This is a genomic window from Bradyrhizobium sp. USDA 4451, from assembly GCF_054822585.1.
In genome coordinates this window covers 1,574,578-1,594,128 of the sequence record NZ_JBTRCH010000001.1, presented here as the reverse complement: position 1 = coordinate 1,594,128, position 19,551 = coordinate 1,574,578, and the positions used below count along the sequence as shown (strand labels likewise).

20 protein-coding genes and 1 pseudogene are annotated in these 19,551 nt (G+C 64.3%); 7 read left to right on the top strand and 14 right to left on the bottom strand.

Translation table 11 applies throughout. The features are described 5' to 3' along the window. Positions 1 to 53: 53 nt before the first annotated feature. Positions 54 to 281, top strand: coding sequence for a hypothetical protein (locus ACVMB0_RS07305; protein WP_456751482.1), 228 nt, complete (start codon positions 54 to 56; stop codon positions 279 to 281). 127 nt (positions 282 to 408) lie between these two features. After that, positions 409 to 747, top strand: coding sequence for a hypothetical protein (locus tag ACVMB0_RS07300; protein WP_461345772.1), 339 nt, complete (start codon positions 409 to 411; stop codon positions 745 to 747). 44 nt (positions 748 to 791) lie between these two features. On the opposite strand, the gene ACVMB0_RS07295 is transcribed toward ACVMB0_RS07300, so the two are convergent. Both ACVMB0_RS07295 and ACVMB0_RS07290 read right to left on the bottom strand, forming a co-directional pair. Further along, on the bottom strand, positions 792 to 2,489 hold the full coding sequence (locus tag ACVMB0_RS07295; protein ID WP_461345771.1) for a methyl-accepting chemotaxis protein: 1,698 nt from the start codon (positions 2,487 to 2,489) through the stop codon (positions 792 to 794). A gap of 198 nt (positions 2,490 to 2,687) precedes the next feature. After that, on the bottom strand, positions 2,688 to 2,981 hold the full coding sequence (locus tag ACVMB0_RS07290; RefSeq protein ID WP_456751485.1) for a DUF1330 domain-containing protein: 294 nt from the start codon (positions 2,979 to 2,981) through the stop codon (positions 2,688 to 2,690). Positions 2,982 to 3,145: 164 nt separating this feature from the next. Here ACVMB0_RS07290 and ACVMB0_RS07285 point away from each other — a divergent pair, with 164 nt between their 5' ends. Beyond that, complete coding sequence (locus ACVMB0_RS07285; RefSeq protein WP_461345770.1) at positions 3,146 to 3,706, top strand: hypothetical protein; 561 nt, start codon at positions 3,146 to 3,148, stop codon at positions 3,704 to 3,706. 40 nt (positions 3,707 to 3,746) lie between these two features. Here ACVMB0_RS07285 and ACVMB0_RS07280 read toward each other — a convergent pair. Continuing rightward, a pseudogene (locus ACVMB0_RS07280) lies at positions 3,747 to 4,504 on the bottom strand (IS5 family transposase). A gap of 244 nt (positions 4,505 to 4,748) precedes the next feature. On the opposite strand from ACVMB0_RS07280, the gene ACVMB0_RS07275 reads away from it, so the two are divergent. Then, the gene (locus ACVMB0_RS07275) at positions 4,749 to 5,225 is read left to right on the top strand and encodes a lipocalin-like domain-containing protein (protein ID WP_461345769.1); all 477 of its coding nucleotides are present in this window, start codon (positions 4,749 to 4,751) and stop codon (positions 5,223 to 5,225) included. A gap of 14 nt (positions 5,226 to 5,239) precedes the next feature. On the opposite strand, the gene ACVMB0_RS07270 is transcribed toward ACVMB0_RS07275, so the two are convergent. Together ACVMB0_RS07270 and ACVMB0_RS07265 are read right to left on the bottom strand one after the other, a co-directional pair. Beyond that, positions 5,240 to 6,253, bottom strand: coding sequence for a methyltransferase (locus ACVMB0_RS07270; RefSeq protein ID WP_461345768.1), 1,014 nt, complete (start codon positions 6,251 to 6,253; stop codon positions 5,240 to 5,242). A gap of 8 nt (positions 6,254 to 6,261) precedes the next feature. Then, positions 6,262 to 7,227: a tripartite tricarboxylate transporter substrate-binding protein gene (locus ACVMB0_RS07265; RefSeq protein ID WP_461345767.1), complete on the bottom strand. Its 966-nt coding sequence runs from the start codon at positions 7,225 to 7,227 to the stop codon at positions 6,262 to 6,264. A gap of 129 nt (positions 7,228 to 7,356) precedes the next feature. On the opposite strand from ACVMB0_RS07265, the gene ACVMB0_RS07260 reads away from it, so the two are divergent. After that, positions 7,357 to 8,298 (top strand): LysR family transcriptional regulator, encoded by a 942-nt coding sequence (locus tag ACVMB0_RS07260; protein WP_456751490.1) that lies wholly within the window; start codon positions 7,357 to 7,359, stop codon positions 8,296 to 8,298. Positions 8,299 to 8,482: 184 nt separating this feature from the next. On the opposite strand, the gene ACVMB0_RS07255 is transcribed toward ACVMB0_RS07260, so the two are convergent. The 6 genes from ACVMB0_RS07255 to ACVMB0_RS07230 form a co-directional block, all read right to left on the bottom strand. After that, on the bottom strand, positions 8,483 to 8,692 hold the full coding sequence (locus tag ACVMB0_RS07255; protein ID WP_456751491.1) for a hypothetical protein: 210 nt from the start codon (positions 8,690 to 8,692) through the stop codon (positions 8,483 to 8,485). Positions 8,693 to 8,862: 170 nt separating this feature from the next. Further along, positions 8,863 to 10,269, bottom strand: coding sequence for a 3-isopropylmalate dehydratase large subunit (gene leuC / locus ACVMB0_RS07250; protein WP_456751492.1), 1,407 nt, complete (start codon positions 10,267 to 10,269; stop codon positions 8,863 to 8,865). Positions 10,270 to 10,628: 359 nt separating this feature from the next. After that, complete coding sequence (gene rplS, locus ACVMB0_RS07245) at positions 10,629 to 11,009, bottom strand: 50S ribosomal protein L19 (protein ID WP_021078824.1); 381 nt, start codon at positions 11,007 to 11,009, stop codon at positions 10,629 to 10,631. 110 nt (positions 11,010 to 11,119) lie between these two features. Next, positions 11,120 to 11,881, bottom strand: a complete 762-nt coding sequence (gene trmD, locus ACVMB0_RS07240; protein ID WP_461345766.1) for a tRNA (guanosine(37)-N1)-methyltransferase TrmD — start codon at positions 11,879 to 11,881, stop codon at positions 11,120 to 11,122. 9 nt (positions 11,882 to 11,890) lie between these two features. Then, positions 11,891 to 12,973 (bottom strand): zinc-binding dehydrogenase, encoded by a 1,083-nt coding sequence (locus tag ACVMB0_RS07235; RefSeq protein ID WP_461345765.1) that lies wholly within the window; start codon positions 12,971 to 12,973, stop codon positions 11,891 to 11,893. A 169-nt stretch (positions 12,974 to 13,142) separates the two neighbouring features. Next, positions 13,143 to 14,339: an MFS transporter gene (locus ACVMB0_RS07230; protein ID WP_461345764.1), complete on the bottom strand. Its 1,197-nt coding sequence runs from the start codon at positions 14,337 to 14,339 to the stop codon at positions 13,143 to 13,145. Positions 14,340 to 14,511: 172 nt separating this feature from the next. Here ACVMB0_RS07230 and gcvA point away from each other — a divergent pair, with 172 nt between their 5' ends. Further along, positions 14,512 to 15,423, top strand: a complete 912-nt coding sequence (gcvA, locus tag ACVMB0_RS07225; RefSeq protein ID WP_456751496.1) for a transcriptional regulator GcvA — start codon at positions 14,512 to 14,514, stop codon at positions 15,421 to 15,423. 14 nt (positions 15,424 to 15,437) lie between these two features. Here the strand turns inward: gcvA and rimM are convergent, their stop codons facing one another. The 3 genes from rimM to ffh form a co-directional block, all read right to left on the bottom strand. Next, a complete protein-coding gene (rimM, locus tag ACVMB0_RS07220) occupies positions 15,438 to 15,959 on the bottom strand; it encodes a ribosome maturation factor RimM (RefSeq protein ID WP_461345763.1) in 522 nt (173 codons plus the stop codon). A 17-nt stretch (positions 15,960 to 15,976) separates the two neighbouring features. Then, the gene (rpsP, locus tag ACVMB0_RS07215) at positions 15,977 to 16,309 is read right to left on the bottom strand and encodes a 30S ribosomal protein S16 (RefSeq protein WP_139480006.1); all 333 of its coding nucleotides are present in this window, start codon (positions 16,307 to 16,309) and stop codon (positions 15,977 to 15,979) included. Between the two features lie 140 nt (positions 16,310 to 16,449). Beyond that, complete coding sequence (gene ffh, locus ACVMB0_RS07210; RefSeq protein ID WP_461345762.1) at positions 16,450 to 17,997, bottom strand: signal recognition particle protein; 1,548 nt, start codon at positions 17,995 to 17,997, stop codon at positions 16,450 to 16,452. A 465-nt stretch (positions 17,998 to 18,462) separates the two neighbouring features. Between ffh and ACVMB0_RS07205 the strand changes: the two genes are divergently transcribed. Continuing rightward, a complete protein-coding gene (locus ACVMB0_RS07205; protein ID WP_461345761.1) occupies positions 18,463 to 19,527 on the top strand; it encodes an MBL fold metallo-hydrolase in 1,065 nt (354 codons plus the stop codon). Positions 19,528 to 19,551: the final 24 nt, after the last annotated feature.

The following is a 19,551-nucleotide window of genomic DNA, read 5'->3' as shown; positions in this document are numbered from 1 at the left end:
AAACTCCAATCGTCGTTGCAAGACGTGACCTCAAGGGATCAAGGAGACAACTCATGAAGGTGATGAAGGTTCTGGGGCTTGCGGCCGTCGGTGCCGTGCTGGTTTTGGCGGCGCCGGCCGAGCGCGCGAGCGCGATGTCGCTCGCCACGCCGGGCACCGCCGCAACGGTTCAGGACAACGCGAGCCAGACCACGCAGGTACGCTATGGTCGCGGCTGGCATCGTGGCTGGCATCGCGGACATCACCGTGGCTGGGGCCATCGTCGCCACTGGCGCCGCTGATCGCGCGACGCATCAGCGCAGTCGAGACACAGGCCCGTGAGCAGCGGGCCTGTCGTCGTTATCAGCCATCAAACCGGCAGATTCGCGCGCGCGAGATGAGATTGATCGCAATCTGCAGGAGTTGATCATGATGAGATGGATCGGTGTCGCGGCTGTCGCGTGTGCATTGGCATTGACGGCGCCGGCATCGGCAACCGCGGCGGCTTCAAGCAAGGCGCAGGCCGCGACCTCGCAGCGGCAGGCGGGCCAGGCGACCGACTTCAGCGCGCAGCGCCATCATCGCCACATCCATCGCCGCCACTATCACCGCGGCTACCGGCCCTATTACCGGCCATACTACCAGCCCTATTCCTACTATCGGCCGTACGGCTCCTATTATTACGGGCGGCCGTATGACTATCGGCCGTATCCGTATGCTGCGCCGGCGCCCTTCACCTTCGGCTTCGGGTTCGGCCCGTTCTGGTGAGGCTCCGCGCGCGCCGCTTCGCGAACTGATGCGGCCTGACCCGGTCAGGCCGCGCGGATCTTGTCCAGGAAGGCATTGACGTTGCCGCGCAACGTTGCCGATTGATGACTGAGATCGTCGGCGGCCGTCAGCACCTGGGTAGCCGCCGATCCGGTTTCGGTAGCGGCCTCGTTGACGCTGCCGACATTTGCCGACACCTCGCTGGTGCCTCGCGAGACTTCCTGGATGTTCTTCGCGATATCGCGGGTTGCGGCGCTCTGCTGCTCGACCGCCGCGGAGATTGCGGCCGCGATTTCGCTCATGCGCCCGATGGTGCCGCCAATCGTCCTGATCGCGTCGACAGCGTGGCCGGTTTCCTGCTGGATCGCGGCGATCTGCGAGGAGATGTCCTCGGTCGCCTTGGCGGTCTGGGTGGCGAGCGCCTTCACCTCATTGGCGACGACCGCAAAGCCCTTTCCGGAATCGCCGGCGCGGGCGGCTTCGATCGTTGCGTTCAGTGCCAGCAGATTGGTCTGTGACGCGATGTTCTGGATCAGTGCGACCACTTCGCCGATCCGCTGTGCCGCCGCGGCAAGGCTCTCGATGGTCGCGTTGGTGCGGTCGGTCTCGTCCACCGCCGCTCTTGCCGTCTCGGCCGCCTGCGTCACCTGGCGCGTGATCTCGCTGATCGAGGCGTGCAGCTCCTCGGTCGCAACCGCAACGGTCTGGACATTGGCCGAGGCCTCGTTGGAGGCGGTGGCGACGAAGGTCGCCTGCCGGCTGGTTTCCTCCGCGGTTGCCGACATGCTGCCGGCCGTGGCGTGCATCTCGGTCGAGGCCGCGGTCAGGGCATTGAGCGCCTCGGAGATCTGGTTGTCGAAGGTCGCGATGTGACCTTCGACCGCGCGCTGCCGGGCCTCCTTGTGCAACTGCTCCTCGCGCTGCTCGGCTTCGAGGCGGCGCGCCGTGATCGCATTCTCCTTGAATACGCGCAGCGATTTGGCGAGACCACCGACCTCGTCGCTCCTGTCGTCGCCGGCAACAGTGATGTCGAGATCACCCTCGGCGAGCTTCGCCATCTCCTCCGTCATGCGCGACAGCGGCCGCGCGATCTGGCCGAATGCGATCCAGGCCAGGATGGTGAAGGCACAGAGCAGCCCGGCCGCGGCGCCGAACAGCAGCACGAGCCGGGTCTGGTCGGCGGAGACGACGCCCTGGTCGCGCGCGGCCTGCATGTCCTTCACATTGGCTGATATCAGGCTGGCGACCGCCTCCATCGCGGTCTGGCGATGCTTGGCCGCGACATTGCGCGAATAGGCGAAGGCGTCCTCTACCTTGTCCGCGGTCACCAGCTCGAACACCTTGGCGCTTGCCTCGCGGCGGTCCTTGACCGCGCGGCGCAGCGTCTCGATCAGCTGGTGCTGTGCGGCGTCTGACGTCACGGACGCCAGGCGGTCGACGGCGGCGAGCGTCGCGTCCGTCGCCTTGGTGTAGGCTTCGATATTGGAGTCGGTCGCCCTGCGGTCGGAGGCAGAGAGGATGACGTTCTTCTCGCTCACGGCTGCGCTGTTGAAATTGCTCTCTGCCTCGAGGCTGTACTCGACGCGGCGGGCGTTGCCGTCGACGAGGTCGGAGGCGGTCACCGCCAGATGGCTGAGAGCCAGCGAGGCCTCGACAACGATGCCGATCGCGACCAGGGCGACAATGGCCGCGGGCACTGCGATCTTGGCGATGATCGGCAAATTCTGAAACTTGAGGGTCATTTCTGGTCCCACGATAAGGCTGCGGAAATCCATCGGCCCACCCGGCCGACCAGCCATATGTGAGGACGCGATGCCACGGCCTGGCCTGGGCGGCCGTGCCGTGGAAACGGAAGAAGTCCTGAATTTTCTGATTGATTGTCGGTTAACCCTAGCCAGCAACCCTTAGCAAAGGGTTCACGCTGGAACCGGCCGCCGGCATCAAGGTGCGAAGCCCTTCGCGAGCAGCACGATGCCCTGCGCGCCTGCTTTGCGATCCCTGGAGATTTCGACGTAGTCGGGTGATTCCGACCAGGCGCGGAAGGCGGCTTCGTCGGGAAACGACATCAGCACCAGCTTGTCGCGATCCCAGCTGCCTTCAAGCACCGCAGGGTGTTCGTCGGCCGACAGCAGTCGTCCGTTGAACTTCCTGAACACGTCGAAGAAGCGCGCCTGATAGCGATCATAGGCGGCGCGATCGGTCATCTTCAGTTGCACGATCACATAGACGGTCACTGAATTCCCTCCCGGACTTTTCGCCGCACCGTTTGGTGTGCGTGTTCATGGCGCATTCACTCGCCGGTTTCTAGCGTCATGCCGGGAGCGACCGCAATCAACGCAATGAGACCGGCTGCCATGCGGCGCACGGTTCTCATTGCTGTTGTCAGGGAGGTTCAGTGATGAGGGAGAGCTATCAGCGGCGTGGATTGCTGCGCCGGCTCGGTGTTGCGGCGGCTGCGGTCTTCGCGTTGTCGATCACTTCGCAGCAGCGCGCCGAAGCGCTGTCGCTGGCGAGCCCGGGCACCGTGCCCGCGGCGAAATCTGCGGCCGATGCCATGACGACCCAGGTTCGGCATGGCGGTGGTGGCCACGGTGGTGGAGGGTTTCATGGTGGTGGCTTCCACGGTGGCGGTTTCCATGGTGGCGGATTTCACGGCGGTGGTTTCCGCGGCTTCCATGGTGGCGGCTTCCGGGCCGCGCCGGCATTCCACGGCGGCTATCGCTATGGCGGCTTCCACCGTCACTACGGTGGCGATCGCCGCTTCTATGGCGGCGGTTATCGCTACGGCTACCGCCGGCACTTCCATCACCGGCGCTATTTCTACGGATCGTCCTATTACTACCCGGCCTATTATCATCACCGCCGCTGCCGGGTGATCTGGACCTATCACGGACCGCGCCGGATCTGCCGGCCGTATTGGCACCACCGCCATCACTGGCGGCCGTATGGCTATTGGTGAGGCTTGAAATGACCGCGGGCGCCAAGCGGCGCCCGTTCTGTTAGGACGCGGACTCATTACGACGCAGCCATAGCCTGACTGACGCGAGCTGAACGAAGGCAAGGTAGTTGGCGGCCAGCCTGTCGTAGCGCGTAGCCACGCGACGACATTTGATCCTGTTGAAGAACCGCTCGACCTGGTTGCGAGCACGATAGAGATAGGGGCTGAAGCAGATCGGATCGCCGCGATTGCCTTTCGGCGGGATGTTGGCTCACGCGCCCTTCCTCATGGCAAGTTCCCTGATCCAGTCCGCGTCATAGCCACGGTCGGCAAGCAGCATTGACCCGGATTTCAGACGAGACAGCAGTTTTCCGGCAAGTCGAACGTCATGGGCTTCACCCGGGCTCAGCGCCAGCCTTATTGGCAGACCATTGCCATCGACCACCGCATGGATTTTGCTCGTCAACTCGCCGCGGGACCTTCCCATCGATTGGCGCTGATTCCTAGTGATGCAGGCTCCATGCTGATGCACGCGGACAATGGAGGTGTCGATCATCTGAACAGCGGCATCATGAGCAGCGGCAAGCGCTTCTATGATGCGGCCCCAAACACCGGCCAGCCGCCACCTGAGAAGCGGTTGTAGCAAGTGGTGTATGGGCCAAACGCCGTTGGCAGATCACGCCAAGGTGCTCCTGATCGGAGGACCCAGAAGATGCCATTCAGGACCCGTCTGTCATTCACCCGACGAACGCCACGCGGCTTGTTCGGTAGCATCGGCTTGATGGCATTCCATTCATGGTCCGCGAGTTCGTAACGCATGATTCGAGCCTTCAGTTCAGGAGTTTGAATCACGGCATTCGGGCCAGGCGCAACGATCCTGGCCCGCTCCTGGTACGGCGCTTATGGATAGGAGCGGACATCAACCAGTTCTCAATTTCTGCCAAATGCGTCGAAAATGACCCGAATGTGGAAACCAGTCCCTCACAAGCCTAGATTCCTGTAATTTGGCGACTTGAAAGGCGGATGAGACATGAGGAAGCACCGTAGAGTTCTCGGAGCGTGCATGGTCGCGGCTTTCGGGCTGTCCATGCATGCAAATAGCGCCGGTCAGCAGCCATCGATGAAAGAAGGCCTCGTCGGGACATGGATCGTGGCGTCCTGGGAGCAGAAGAAAAATGATGGCACCACCTTACGGCAATTCGGAGAGAACCCAGCGGGTATCGCCATTTTTGATGCAGGTGGGCGGTACATCATCACGGTCATGCGCCCAGACCGCGCCAAATACAAAAGCAATGCGCTTTGGCACGGTACTCCGGAAGAGAATGAAACAACAGCTAATGGGACCCAGACCTACTTCGGGACGTACACCGTGAATGAGGCAGACCGTAGCATCGCAATCCATGTTGAAGGTAGCTCCTTTCCCAACTGGAACGGCTCAGATCAGAAGCGCTTCGTTGCGATCACTGGGGATCAACTCACACTGACCATTCGCCCTCCGAGCGGAGAGAATGTCGATGTGACTTGGAAGCGAGCAAAGTAAACCACTTCCAAGTCTCAACAAAGCCGCGACTCGGTCAGATTAAAGCGGCCGGCGCGGAGAACCGCGATGGGACGGAAGCCACTCTCGGTCAGGAGCCGACAATATTCCCTTTCCGTCCGTTCCCGTCCACCTGGTCCGCGCAGCATGTTTAAATCGCTCATCGCGCACGACCTGCCCGCGTCATCGGTGCCGGGCAATTCCGGCATCGCACGTTCGACTAATAGCAGTCTGCCTTTTTGGGGAAGTGCTTTGCGGCAGTTTCCCAAAATGATGCGGCTGCGCTCATCATCCCAGTCGTGAATAATGCTTTTCAAGATGATCGCATCGGCCACTGCAGGCACCACGTGAAAGAAATCGCCTGCAACGAAGCCGACGCGGTCGGAGATGCCGAGGCGCTCGAAGCACTGATTGGCGGCGTCGGCGCACCTCGGCAGATCGAAGACCGTTCCTCTGATGGCTGGATATGCCCTCGCCACCGCGCCCATGAGCTCCCCCGAGCCGCCTCCGACATCCGTCAAGTGGGAGATCGCGCCAAAGTCGTAGGCCTCAAGTAGATCGTGCGTGACCAGCCGTGTCAGGTCTGTCATGGCTTCATTGAATATCCGCACATGCTCTGGCGAGCGCGCCATCAAGTCGAAATTGTCCTCGACGTCCTGAAGCTGGGAAGCCGTCTTGCCCGACATGATCGAATCCAGGAGACCATCCCACCTCTTGGTCAGCATGGAGCCTTCAAAAATGACCCAGTTCTTGAATGATCGTCCCGCAGCACCGTCGAGTCCCGTCCCCAGTTCGGTTAGCAAGTAGCGGCGTTCGCCGACGCGGGAGCAGATGCCGACGGTCGAGAGAGCGACGAGCAAGCGCGCAAGCGCGTCCCGGTCCGTGTGGGTTCGACTCGCGAGTTCGTCGATCGTTCGTGGTCCGTCGCGCAGCAACTCGGCGAGCCCCAGCCGGGCAGCGACATAGATCACTGCGGTCACGCGGTGCGATTGAACAAGGTCCAACAACCGTTCGGGTGGATTGGTGGTCATGTGCCGCCCTAGTCTTCGATCGGGAATCCCGACGCCTTGACGATCGGTCCCCAGCGTTCGAACTCGGTGCGCTGGATATGTTTAAGTTCGTCCGATGTCGTTCCTGTCGGCTCGCATCCCATGGCATGTATCTTTGCGCGCATTTCGGGATCGCTTGCGATTGCAACGATCTCCTTTCCCAGGCGCTCAACGAACTGACGCGAGGAATGGGCAGGCGCATAGAATGCGAACCACCCGGCCGCGTCGATATCGATCCCGCTCTCCTTCAGAGTTGCAGTCTGGGGCAGGAAGGAAGACCGCGCAGCGGCCGCGGTGGCAATGATGCGTATGCCACCGCTCCCATGTTGCTCCAGGAGTTCAGAAAGAAACGCCATATACATCGGGACCCGGCCGGCCAGCACATCCGGGAGGGCAGCAGGCGTACCCTTGTAGGGCGTGTGGCGCATGTTAAGGCCTGTGATCCGGCCAAACTCGCCGCAGATAAAATGAGGTGCTGTACCTGCTCCGGGCGAGCCGTACACGGCCTGTGCGGGATTGGCCTTGATCCAGTCGATGAGCTCATGCGCTGAATGGATGGGCAGCTTCCCGCTGACCGCCAGAGCCAGATCGACCGTCATCGCCTGCGAAAGGGGCACAAAGTCGCGCTCTGCATCGTATCCCAGGCTCCTGAAGAGATGCGGCTGAAGCGTGAATTGCGAAGCGGAAGCAAACAGCACTGCCTCCTCTCCGGGTGCGGCATTCTTGACTGCCTGGGCGCCGATGCGCCCGCCAGCGCCAGCAAGGTTCTCTACAATCGCCACCTTGCCGAACCTGGTATGAAGCTGCTCGGCAAACAGCCGGGCGATCGAATCTCCCGACCCACCAGGCGCGAATGGAAACACGATCTTCAGCGGCTGGTCGGCAGCAATAACGGGTAGCGGAACAGCCAGAGCCGAAAATCCGGCCAGTATGGCGCGACGCGAGTAAAGCTGCATGGCGTTCTCCATGTGCTTGGGACAGCAATGAGATGATCCGGCCGGCTTTCCATCTCGCTATTCTGAAGCAACAACGCTATAACCCGAAATCGCATTTTCCTATCGGGCTATAACGTGAGGTGAATACCCATGCAGTGGCACGAAAGCATCGGCCGGCGCCTGCGCCTCAAGGATCTGCATACGCTGCAGACCGTCGCAGAGGTCGGTAGCATGGCCAAGGCGTCTCGCCGTCTCGGGTTGTCGCAGCCGGCGATTTCCAAAGCTATCACCGATATGGAGCATGCCGTCGGAGCTACGCTGCTGGATCGCACTTCGCGCGGAGTTGAACTCACCGAGTGCGGTCGCCTTCTTGTCGATAGGACGCGCGTCGTCTTCGACGAAATAAAGCTAGGTGTTACCGACATTGTGCAAAGGTCAGATCCGGCGCAAGGGCTCATTGCGATCGGTACAACCGAGCCGGTCACCGCTATCGTTACAGAAATTATCGGACATCTCGTCCGCAGATATCCAGGCATCAGGTATCATATCACGATAGGTGATCGGGATGCGCTGGAGCACGCTTTGCGCCAGAGAATGCTTGATTTGGCCATAACGCGCTGGTCGCCGTTGCCGGCCGCCGACGATTTGTCCGCGGAGGTGCTGTTTAAATCCTCCCTCGCGGTGATGGCGGAGCGACGGCATCCGCTGCTGCGATCGAGCAAGAAGTTGAAGCTCGCAGACATTATGCAAGAGCAATGGACGCTCTCGCCACCCGATACTTTTTTGGGGCGTACCGGCGCCGAGCTGTTTCGGCGACATAACCTGCCGCTTCCGCCAACGACCGTCACCACGATCTCAATCTACATGCGGTTGAATCTGTTGGCGAGCAGCCGGTTTATAACCCTATTGCCCATGCAGATACTCAGAATGCGATCGAGTAGCGCATGGCTGCGCGCGCTGAACGTCGATCTTGGCGATACTTCCGCCCCGATAGCCTCAATCACCTTGAAGGGGCGACGGGCCGGAGGTGCCGTCAAATTATTCCAAGAGGCCAGCCGGGAGGTCTGTAAGGCGCTGGTTGGAGTGAACTGATCGGTCCGAGCGGACTGCTCAAAAGCGGAACTGACGAATTTATGAGTACGCGCCCTAGGTGACGCCCCGCGTCGCGGGCGCGCTGGAGCGTTTTCGAGCGAAGTGGATACCGGTTCGCGTGAGGAAAACGCGCCAACACAAGATTCTAGAGCCCCGTTCCGATTCTGTCGGAACGGGAAAGGCTCTAGTCCCAGTTCTTCAGCTTCCAGGGTTTGATCTTCCACGGCGTCAGGTTTTCCATCCGCCATTGCGTCCAGCGGTCCGGCGGCCAGTGGCTGAGGCGCGAGGTTTCCTTCACCTCGGGAAGCGGATCGATGATGCGTGGCGCAGCGCGGCGGCGCTTCTGCCGCGTCGCCTCCCTGATCATGTCGACGAATTCGGGTTTATCGGCCACGGCAGGCGCTCCTTGCGAAGACTTGTTTTCGCAAGGAGGCAGTGTGCGTGCGTCCCGTTAACGAGCCGTTTCCGAAACGGCTCGAGCTTGAGGCGAAGCAATAGCGTTTTCGAGCGAAGTGGCCCCGGTTCGCGTGAAGAAAACGCGTCAAAAAGAATCTGGTGCTTGCCTTACCGCCAGTCGCGGACGTCGACGAAGTGGCCGGCGATCGCGGCCGCCGCGGCCATCGCGGGCGACACCAGATGGGTGCGGCCCTTGAAGCCCTGACGGCCCTCGAAATTGCGGTTCGAGGTCGAGGCGCAGCGCTCTTCCGGCTTCAGCTTGTCCGGGTTCATCGCCAGGCACATCGAGCAGCCCGGCTCGCGCCATTCGAAGCCGGCCTTGACGAAGATCTTGTCGAGGCCTTCGGCTTCCGCCTGCTCCTTCACGATGCCCGAGCCCGGCACGATCATCGCATTGACGTTGGCGTTGACGGTCTTGCCCTCGGCGATCTTGGCGGCGGCGCGCAGATCCTCGATGCGGCCGTTGGTGCAGGAGCCGATGAAGACGCGGTCGAGCTTGATGTCGGTGATCTTGGTGCCGGCGGTCAGGCCCATATATTTCAGCGCGCGGTGCTTGGAGAGCCGCTTGGCCTCGTCCTCGATCTTGTCGGGGTCGGGCACGAAGCCGGTCACCGAGATGACGTCCTCAGGGCTCGTGCCCCAGGTGACGATCGGCGGCAGTTTTGCCGCGTCCAGCCGCAGCTCGTGGTCGAAATGTGCGCCCTCGTCGGAGCGCAGCGTCTCCCAGTAGCGCATCGCGGCATCCCAGGCGGCGCCCTTCGGGGACTTCGGACGGTCGCGCAGGAAGTCGAACGCCTTTTGGTCGGGTGCAACGAGACCGGCGCGCGCGCCGCCTTCGATCGACATGTTGCAGACCGTCATGCGGCCTTCCATGCTGAGGGCACGGATCGCCTCGCCGGCATATTCCAGCACGTAGCCGGTGCCGCCGGCGGTACCGATCTCGCCGATGATCGCCAGGATGATGTCCTTGCCGGTCACGCCTTCGGGCAATTTGCCGTCGACGATCGCGCGCATGTTCTTGGCCTTCTTCTGGATCAGCGTCTGCGTCGCCAGCACGTGCTCGACCTCGGAGGTGCCGATGCCGTGCGCGAGCGCACCGAACGCGCCATGCGTCGAGGTGTGGCTGTCACCACAGACGATGGTGGTGCCGGGCAGCGTAAAACCCTGCTCCGGGCCGATGACGTGGACGATGCCCTGGCGCTTGTCGAACTCGTTGTAATATTCGATGCCGAATTCCTTGGCGTTCTCCGCCATCACCCGCATCTGCTCGATGCTCTCGGGGTCGGGATTGGGCTTGGAGCGATCCGTGGTCGGGATGTTGTGGTCGACGACGGCGAGCGTCTTCTCGGGCGCGTGCACCTTGCGGCCGGCGGCGCGCAGCCCCTCGAACGCCTGCGGCGAGGTCACTTCGTGCACCAGGTGGCGATCGATGTAGAGCAGGCAGGTGCCGTCCTCTGCCTCGTGGACCAGATGGTCGTTCCAGATCTTGTCGTACAGCGTGGTCGGTTTGGACATGAGCTTCAGCTCCAGAAGAAATTCAGTGGTGAATGGTGTAGAGCGCGCCTCAAGCGCGCGAGCAGGCGACAGCGTCCAGGCAGCGTTACGCTGCGCGTCTAAGCTCAGACGTTGCCGATGTCGCAAAGCGCCCGAAGAAGCGGCCGGGCAGCCGCGAGCGATCGTCGATCACGACGCGCTGGCAGATCTGACTTGGGCAGCGCTGGCTTGCTTGATCCGGAACCATTCTAAATTTCTAACACAGGGCTCGCGCCCGCGACAATCGATCGATGCGCGGGCCTGTCCATCAGATAGGTATGCCGCAACAAAAAAGCGCGGGGCCAGCCCCGCGCTTTTCGTCAAAACCCTTGCGGGATGGATTACTCGCCGACGGCGGTCTGACGGTCCTGCTTCTCGACGATGCGGGCCGACTTGCCGCGCAGGTTGCGCAGGTAATAGAGCTTGGCGCGACGCACCTTGCCGCGGCGCACGACCTTGATCGAGTCGATCATCGGCGACATCACCGGGAAGACGCGCTCGACGCCTTCGCCATAGGAGATCTTGCGCACGGTGAAGCTCTCGTTGAGGCCCTGGCCGGAACGGCCGATGCAAACGCCTTCATAGGCCTGCACGCGGGTGCGCTCGCCTTCGACAACCTTCACGTTGACGATGACGGTGTCGCCGGGACCGAATTCCGGAATGGTCTTGGTGGCGGCGAGCTTGTCGAACTGCTCTTTTTCGAGCTGCTGAATAAGGTTCATCGAAATCTCCATCGGCGGCGCGCCCAGCCTGCATGGGGGCTGCGCAAACGTCCATCTATCCTGCGCGTGTGCGGATTAGGCCGTGCCTATAAGGCAAAGCGCACGGTTTGTCACCCGTCTGTCGTGTTTTTTGTCCGGCGCGGAGCGGCTTTTTGGCCGGCCTTCCGGGCCCAGAGATCGGGCCTGCGGGCCGCCGTCAGGGCCTCGGATTGGGCCAGCCGCCAGGCCGCGACCTTGGCGTGATCGCCGGAAATCAGGATTTCCGGGATCTGGCGGCCCTCGAACTCCTGCGGACGGGTGTATTGGGGGTATTCCAGTAGTCCTTCGGAGAAACTCTCCTCGGTTCCCGAGGCCAATTTGCCCATCACCCCCGGCAGCAGGCGGACGCAGGCGTCGATCAGCGCCATCGCGGCGATTTCGCCGCCGGACAGCACATAATCGCCGATCGAGACCTCCTCGAGGCCTCTGGCCTCGATCACCCGCTGGTCGATACCCTCGAAGCGGCCGCAGACGATCAGGGGGCCGGGCCCGGCCGCAAGCTGTGCGACCTGGGCCTGGCTCAATGGCCGACCGCGCGGGCTCATCAGCAGGCGCGGACGCTCAGGCGCGACGCCAGCGGCGTCGATCGCTGCCGCCAGCACATCGGCCCGCAGCACCATGCCGGGGCCACCGCCGGCCGGGGTGTCATCGACGCTGCGATGCCTGTCGGTCGCCGACGCCCGGATGTCGCGCGCCTCCAGCGCCCAAAGGCCCGAGGCCAGCGCCTTGCCGGCCAGGCTCACGCCAAGCGGCCCCGGAAACATGTCCGGGAACAGGGTCAGCACGGTGGCGCGCCACGGTGTCGCTTGGGCTGGGGTCTCTTGCGGTGTCATGTCCTCTGGTTACGGCACCACGGCCGTGAGGTCGAGGCTCTGCATCATCGCGGCGGCGTCGACCGCGCGGCGGAAGTCGGCGAGCGCAAAGGCCGCGACGTTGATCTTGCGCAAATCGAGCAGGCCTTCGGCGGCGAGGCCGGCGAGCTGGCCCGGCGCGGTGCGGTCGTACATGAACTGGCCGACCACCTCCCAGTCGTTGGCCAGCATCTCGCGGAACGAGAGCTCGAGCGGCACTTCGGCGCTGCCCATCAGCACCATCCGGCCGCCGCGCCGGAGCGCGCGCAGCGACGACAGCGTGGTGGATGTGCTGCTGGCGGCGCCGAGCAGGTCGAGCGCGACATCGGCGCTGCCGCCGGCGGCGCGGCGGATGATCTGAAGGTCGGTTGCGCCATCGCCGGTGACGAGGGCAGGAATGACGCGCGGGCCGAATGCGTCGCGCAACTGGTCGAGCGCGGCCTGCTTGCGTCCGACGGCGACGACGCGGCCCGCGCCCATCGCGACCGCGAGCATCACGCCGCCCGAGCCGAAATAGCCGGTGGCGCCGTTGACGATGATGGTCTGGCCGCCGCGCAGGCCGCTGCGTTGCAAGCCGCCGAACGGCACGATCAGTTTGGCGAGCCCGATCAGCTCGGTCGCGGGTCGGTCGTCGAGATTGGCGAGCGGCGTGACGCAGGCGGCCGGCCAATGCGCGATCTCCGCGAACACGCCGTCGCGCCAGCGCGCCTGCAACGCCAGCGCCTCCGGCGTCGTCACCGTGGCGGTGAGGCCGATCAGGATTTGCGGCGGATCGCGATCCGGCACGTCGCCGCGCAGATGCGGGCTGAGGAATACGCGGTCGCCGCTTTGCACATGCGTGACGTTGTCGCCGGCGGCGACGACGCGCGCGATCGCGTTGGTGCCCGGCACGAACGGCATCGGCGGCAGGCTGTAGGGCAGCGCGCCGGAGAGGAGTCTGTTGGTATAGGACAGCACCATGCCGGCCTCGATCCGCACCACGACGCCATCGGGCGCGGGCCTGGGCGTTGCGACATCCTCGAAGCGAAGATCATTGTGGGCGTGCAGCCGCCAGGCCTTGTGCGTGCTTGTCATTGGGATGCTCCGTGAGACCAATGCTTAAGTAGCCCGGATGGAGCGAAGCGCAATCCGGGGTCACGCAAGCAACAAGCGGCGGTCCCGGATTGCGCGGAGCCTGTCATCGGGCGCGCATTCGCGCGACCCGTTGGCTTCATCCGGGCTACGGGCTTGGGCATGTTCGGCGTCACGCCGTCGCTTCGTCGGCGAGATGCCGGGCGAGGACCATTGCAAGCGGACAGATCGCCAGTGCCGTGAGCGCGGTTGCCGCGGTGGCAAGCGCCGGGCCGAGCGCGTCGCCGAGCAGGCCGTAGAGGACAGGCGCGATCGCGCCCGATCCGATGGTCCCGGTATAGAACAGCGCGAAGGCGCGCTCGGTCTGATGCGCCGGCGTCAGCTCGGGCACCGTGCCGTAGAGCACCGAGGAGGTGCCGTTGAGCATCACGCCGAGCAGCGGCAGCAGCACGATCGCCGGCGCCAGCGGCAACAGCAGCACGGCCACGATCAGCGCTGCCGTGCCGCCTTCGGTGATCAGCACGGTGCGCAGCGTGCCGACGCGTTGGCCAAGCCAGCCACAGGTGAATTTTCCCGCGGCGCCGCCGATGAAGACCAGCGCCAGCGCGAGGCCGTTGGTCGGCAGCGCGGCGCCCTTGTCGCGCAACAGGAACGGCAGGAAGGTGAGAAAACCCATCCTCACCGCGGTGTCGAGAATTCCGATCGCGAGCAGCCAGGGAAAACCACTGCCGTCGCCGTCGTGGCGTGAAGCCCCGGCGGCCTTGTGCTCGGCGCCCTTGCCGACCGAGGGCATCCAGAACGCGATGCAGGTCGCGACCAGCAGGCCGGCAAAGGCGACCACAAGCAGCGTGTGCCGCCATGACATGATCACGAGCAGGATCGAGGTCGCTGCCGGAATCGCCGCCTTGCCGAGATCGCCGGTGAAATTGTAGATGCCGAGCGGCCCGCGTGCGCCGGCGCCATAGGCGCGCGACACCGCGGCGGATGCGATCGGATGCTGCGTGCTCGAGCCGGCGCCGGACAATGCGAGCGCGAGGCCAAGTCCGATGACGCCGCCGGACAATCCGGCGAACATGTAGCCGAGCGCCGACAGCGCCGTGCCGGCGATCAGGATGATCTTGCCGTCGATCCGCTCCGCGATGCGCCCGACCGGAATCTGCAAGCCCGCCATGGCGCCGGCATAGAGCCCGCGCAGCAGCGCCAGGAGTCCGTAGCCCAGCGCGAATTCGGCCTGCCAGATCGGCAGCAGCACGTAGATCAGATCGGTGTAGCCGTCGTGCAGGGCGTGGTTGAGCCCGGTCACCGTCAGCGTCCGCGTCGCCCGGGCGCGGTCGGGGCGGGGCGTGCCGGCTTTCGCCGCTACGCTCATTGCGGCCACCTATATCGAGAAAATCTAAAGCCAGGACGGCGTTGCATTCGAGGAGTCTTCCGAAAAGTGGAGATATGTGAGTGTCTTGCTGCGCAATATGCGCCCGATCAGCCGCTGTCACAAATCAGTAATAATCCAGCGATGCGTTAGAAAATCTGGTATGGAGGAATTCATGTTCGTCCCCCGCCGCAGCCTGCCGCCGCTCAATGCGGTGCGCGCCTTCGAAGCCGCCGCGCGGCTCGGCAGCTTCAAGGAAGCCGCCGCCGAGCTCAGCGTGACTCATGGCGCCGTCAGCCAGCAGATCCGGCTGCTCGAGGAATGGCTGGGCGCGCCGGCGCTGTTCCGGCGGTCGGTGCGGCGCGTGGTGCTGACGCCGGCGGGCGCGGCGCTGCTTGCGGAATTCGCGCCGGCGCTCGACCGGATCTCGGCGGCCGTCCAGCAGCATCGCGCGCGGCGCAGCGACGCGACGGTGGCGGTGCTCCAGGTCAATGCGCTCGCCACCTTCAGCCTGCGCTGGCTGCTGCCGCGGATGAGCCGGTTTCGCGCCGAGCATCCCGATATCGAGGTGCGCCTGAGCACGTCGAACGATCCGGTGGATGCGCTGCCCGACACATTCGACGTCGTGATCCGCGGCGGGCCCGATACGTTTCACGGCTTCTCGTCGCGTTTCCTGGTCTCGGAGCGGCGACTGCCGGTGTGCAGTCCATCGCTGGCAGCGCAACTGCCGCTGCATGAGGTCGCGGATCTCGCCAGGCATACGCTGCTGCATGTCACGTCGATGCCGCGGCTGTGGCGCGACTGGCTCACCGAGGCCGGGCATTCCGCGCTGGAGCCCAAGGCCGCGCTGACCTTCGATCATTTCTATCTGACGATCCAGGCCGCGCTCGATGGGCTCGGCGTCGCGATGGGGCCGACCGCGCTGATCGCGGACGATCTCGCGGCCGGGCGCCTGGTGACGCCGTTTCCGGATATCAGCCTGCCGGCGCGCAGCTACTTCGCTTACTTCCCGGCGGGCCGCAGCAACGATCCGCACAGCGCGGTGTTCTGCGACTGGCTCGAGCAGCAGGGCCGGATGACAGGCTGAAGAGTATTTTCAGGTCAGGCGGCCGACGGATCGTCGCCGTCGATTTCCTGCGGCAGCTCGATCACGACGCGGCCGCCGACAATGTCGACCGTCGGCACCACTGCATTGGTGAACGGCAGCAGCATCGTCGCGCCCTGCGGCGGGGCGATCTCGATGATGTCGCCGGCGCCGAAATTATGGATCGCGATCACCTTGCCGAGCGGCTGCTCTGATGTCGTCACCGCAGCGAGCCCGATCAAATCGGTGTGGTAGTACTCGCCGTCGTCGGTGGCCGGCAGCCGGTCGCGCGGAATGTAGAGCTCGAGACCGTTCAGCCGCTCGGCATCATCGCGCGTGGCGACGCCCTTCAGCGTCACCACCAGATGGTCCTTGGCCTCGCGCGCATGCGTGACCTCGAACTGGCGCGTGCCGTCCTTGGTCATCAGCGGGCCGTAGTCCTTCACGGCCAGCGGGTCTTCGGTGAAGGTCCATAGCCGGACGGCGCCGCGCACGCCATGCGCAGCGCCGATACGGGCGACACAGACCGGTGCAGCCACCGCAGCAGCCGTTCAGCTTATGCCTTGGCGGCGGCTTCGGCCTGCGCCTTGCGCTCCTTGCGCGGCACGGCCTTCTCCGGGTTGTTGCGCGGCGTGCGCTTCTTGACACCGGCGGCATCGAGGAAGCGGGTCACGCGATCCGACGGCTGCGCGCCCTTGGCGAGCCAGGCCTTCACCTTGTCCATGTCGAGCTTGAGGCGAGCCTCGTTGTCCTTCGGCAGCAGCGGGTTGAAGTGGCCGAGACGCTCGATGAAGCGGCCATCGCGCGGGAAGCGCGAGTCGGCGACGACGACGTGATAGACCGGACGCTTCTTGGTGCCTGCGCGAGCGAGGCGGATAACAACGGACATTTAGTTCTCCTTAAGTGTTGGTTTGAAGTCTGTGTTGGTCAGTTACGCCGTCATTGCGAGCGCAGCGAAGCAATCCATAGCCCCGCACATGGAGGCGTGGATTGCTTCGTCGCTTCGCTCCTCGCAATGACGAAAGAGGGTCATTTCTTCTTGCCCGGGAAGCCGCCGAGGCCCGGCAGCATCGGCTTGCCGGAAAGCCCGGTCAGGCCCGGCACGTTCGGCAGGCCGCCGCGCAGCCCTGCGGGCAAATCCTTCGGCAAATTGGGCAGACCGCCGCCGGCGCCGCCCTGCATCTTCTCGGCCAGCGCCTTCATCTCCTCGGCCGAGGGCGGCTTCATGCCGCCGCCAAAGCCCATCGCCTGTGCGATGCCGGCCAGCGGGCCGCGCTTGCCGCTTCCCATCGCCTTCATCATGTCGGCCATGTTCCGGTGCATCTTCAGGAGCTTGTTGACGTGCTCGACGCTCTGGCCGGCGCCGGCCGCGATGCGCTTCTTGCGGCTGGCTTTCAGGAGGTCCGGGTTCTTGCGCTCCTGCCGCGTCATCGAATCGATGATCGCGACCTGGCGCTTGATGATCTTGTCGTCGATCCCGGCGGCCGCGATCTGGTTCTTCATCTTGGAGATGCCGGGCATCATGCCCATCAGGCCGCCGATGCCGCCCATATTGGCCATCTGCTGCAGCTGCTCGCGCATGTCGTTGAGGTCGAACTGACCCTTGCGCATGCGCTCGGCGGTGCGCGCGGCCTTCTCGGCGTCGATATTGGCGGCGGCCTTCTCGACCAGCGAGACGACGTCGCCCATGCCGAGGATGCGGCCGGCGATGCGGTTGGGATGGAAGTCTTCCAGCGCGTCGGTCTTTTCGCCGGTGCCGAGCAGCTTGATCGGCTTGCCGGTGACCGCGCGCATCGACAGCGCGGCGCCGCCGCGGCCGTCGCCGTCGACGCGGGTCAGCACGATGCCGGTGAGACCGACGCGCTCGTCGAATGAGCGTGCGAGGTTGACCGCGTCCTGGCCGGTCAGACTATCGGCGACCAGCAGCACTTCATGCGGGTTGGCGGCGGCTTTGATCTCGGCCGCCTCCTTCATCATGTCTTCGTCGAGCGTGGTGCGGCCGGCGGTGTCGAGCAGCACGACGTCGTAGCCGCCGAGCTTGCCGGCTTCCAGCGCGCGCCGCGCGATCTGTGGCGGCATCTGGCCGGCCACGATCGGCAAGGTCGGAATGTCGAGGTCGCGGCCGAGCACCGCGAGCTGCTCCATCGCCGCGGGGCGGTAGACGTCGAGCGAGGCCATCAGCACCTTGCGCTTGTCGCGCTGGACCATGCGGCGGGCCAGCTTCGCGGTGGTGGTGGTCTTGCCGGAGCCTTGCAGGCCGACCATCATGATCGGCACCGGCGGCACGGAATTGATATCGATGGTCTGGCCGTCCGAACCGAGCGTGGCGACCAGCTCGTCATGGACGATCTTCACCACCATCTGGCCGGGGGTCACCGACTTGACGACGGTGGCGCCAATCGCCTGCTCGCGGACCCGTTCGATGAAGCTGCGGACCACCTCGAGCGCGACGTCGGCTTCGAGCAGCGCGCGGCGCACCTCGCGCATCGCGGCGTCGACGTCCTTTTCGGTCAGCGCGCCGCGCCCCGTCAGACGATCGAGAATGCCACCAAGCCGTTCCGACAGATTGTCGAACAATGCCGTTGTCCTTCGTTGCGCCGGTCGGCGCTCGCTACATTCGCTTCCCGTCATACCCCACGAAAGCGGGGTATCCAGTACGCCGCGGCCTCTCGGTTCAATCCGAGCTGCTCTGGAATACTGGATCACCCGCTTTCGCGGGTGATGACCACATAGTCCGCCTTGGCACAGTGCCAAGACGGCGTGCCAAGACGATGGTCCAAACACTTTCGCGCCCGAGGGCGCATCGCGCTGTCGGACGTTGGCCTCTGGCCTCCAGGACCAGTGGGCGGGTCGAAAAGACGGAGCTTTCCGAGAAAGTCGCGGCGTTAAACGCTGCCGGGGCGGCAAAGTCAAGGAAAGTTTCGCCGCGAGTTGCCGAACATAGTCATTAACGTACTGAAATTGCGTCGATTTGCTGGCTTGGTTCCGAATCCGCGGCGGCCACCCATATAACCGGAGCCTGCCTCCTGTTTGGGAGCCCGCTTGCCCATCACCCGCCGCCGCCTGCTTGCAACCTTGACCGGAGCCGCCGCCGCGCTCGGCGTGCCCTCGATCTGGATGTCCCTGATGAAAACCTATGACGGCCCCGTCTCCGATCATTTCGACGGCCTGCGCTTCTTCGATCCGGATGGATCGCCGCCGAAATCGCTTGGCGAGGTGCTGCGCTGGCAGTTCGGCGGCGGTCGCAAGCGCGCCGAGTGGCCGGAATGGGCGCCGAGCCCCTTTGCCGATACTCCGCCGCCGCGGGTCGATGGCGACAAGGTGCGATTCTGCTTTGTCGGTCATGCCAGTTGGCTGATCCAGACCGCGGGCCTCAACATCCTGTTCGACCCGGTGTGGTCGCTGCGCGCCTCGCCGTTCAGCTTCGCCGGTCCGAAGCGGCACAACGATCCCGGCATCGCGTTCGACAAGCTGCCTAAGATCGACGTCGTGCTGGTGTCGCACGGCCACTACGACCATCTCGACGTCGCGACGTTGTCGAAGCTTGCTGCTTCCTTTGCGCCGCGCGTGATCACGCCGCTCGGCAACGACGTCACGATGCGCGCGGCCGATGCTGCGATCAAAGCCGAGGCGTTCGACTGGCATCAGCGCGTCGAGCTTGGAGGCGGTCTCGCGGTGACGCTGGTGCCGACGCGGCACTGGTCGGCGCGCGGGCTGTTCGATCGCAACAAGGCGCTGTGGGCGAGCTTTGTGCTGGAGACGCCGGCCGGCAAGCTCTACATCGTCGGCGATTCCGGCTATGGCGACGGGGGGCATTTCCGCAGGGTGGCCGAAGCGCACGGCCCGTTGCGGCTCGCGATCCTGCCGATCGGCGCCTATGAGCCGCGCTGGTTCATGCAGGACCAGCACATGAATCCGGAGGACGCGGTGAAGGCGCTGGCCGATTGCGGCGCGGCGCAAGCGCTGGCGCATCATCACGGCACATTCCAGTTGACCGACGAGGCGATCGACGCGCCCGCGATCGCGCTGGGTGAGGCGTTAGATGCGGCAAGAGTGCCGCGCGAAAAATTCGTGGCGTTGAAGCCGGGGCAGGTGTTCGAGATCTAGCAGCAGAGTAGCCCGGATGGAGCG

What these genes read in the sequence shown, in the direction of transcription:
- leuC (WP_456751492.1), bottom strand. Translation starts at nt 10,269, where the DNA reads ATGTCCAAACCGACCACGCTGTACGACAAGATCTGGAACGACCATCTG.
- ACVMB0_RS07235 (WP_461345765.1), bottom strand. Translation starts at nt 12,973, where the DNA reads ATGACAAGCACGCACAAGGCCTGGCGGCTGCACGCCCACAATGATCTT.
- ACVMB0_RS07305 (WP_456751482.1), top strand. Translation starts at nt 54, where the DNA reads ATGAAGGTGATGAAGGTTCTGGGGCTTGCGGCCGTCGGTGCCGTGCTG.
- rpsP (WP_139480006.1), bottom strand. Translation starts at nt 16,309, where the DNA reads ATGTCCGTTGTTATCCGCCTCGCTCGCGCAGGCACCAAGAAGCGTCCG.
- ACVMB0_RS07285 (WP_461345770.1), top strand. Translation starts at nt 3,146, where the DNA reads ATGAGGGAGAGCTATCAGCGGCGTGGATTGCTGCGCCGGCTCGGTGTT.
- ACVMB0_RS07260 (WP_456751490.1), top strand. Translation starts at nt 7,357, where the DNA reads ATGCAGTGGCACGAAAGCATCGGCCGGCGCCTGCGCCTCAAGGATCTG.
- rplS (WP_021078824.1), bottom strand. Translation starts at nt 11,009, where the DNA reads ATGAACCTTATTCAGCAGCTCGAAAAAGAGCAGTTCGACAAGCTCGCC.
- gcvA (WP_456751496.1), top strand. Translation starts at nt 14,512, where the DNA reads ATGTTCGTCCCCCGCCGCAGCCTGCCGCCGCTCAATGCGGTGCGCGCC.
- ACVMB0_RS07275 (WP_461345769.1), top strand. Translation starts at nt 4,749, where the DNA reads ATGGTCGCGGCTTTCGGGCTGTCCATGCATGCAAATAGCGCCGGTCAG.
- trmD (WP_461345766.1), bottom strand. Translation starts at nt 11,881, where the DNA reads ATGACACCGCAAGAGACCCCAGCCCAAGCGACACCGTGGCGCGCCACC.
- ACVMB0_RS07265 (WP_461345767.1), bottom strand. Translation starts at nt 7,227, where the DNA reads ATGCAGCTTTACTCGCGTCGCGCCATACTGGCCGGATTTTCGGCTCTG.
- ACVMB0_RS07230 (WP_461345764.1), bottom strand. Translation starts at nt 14,339, where the DNA reads ATGAGCGTAGCGGCGAAAGCCGGCACGCCCCGCCCCGACCGCGCCCGG.
- ACVMB0_RS07295 (WP_461345771.1), bottom strand. Translation starts at nt 2,489, where the DNA reads ATGACCCTCAAGTTTCAGAATTTGCCGATCATCGCCAAGATCGCAGTG.
- ACVMB0_RS07300 (WP_461345772.1), top strand. Translation starts at nt 409, where the DNA reads ATGATGAGATGGATCGGTGTCGCGGCTGTCGCGTGTGCATTGGCATTG.
- ACVMB0_RS07270 (WP_461345768.1), bottom strand. Translation starts at nt 6,253, where the DNA reads ATGACCACCAATCCACCCGAACGGTTGTTGGACCTTGTTCAATCGCAC.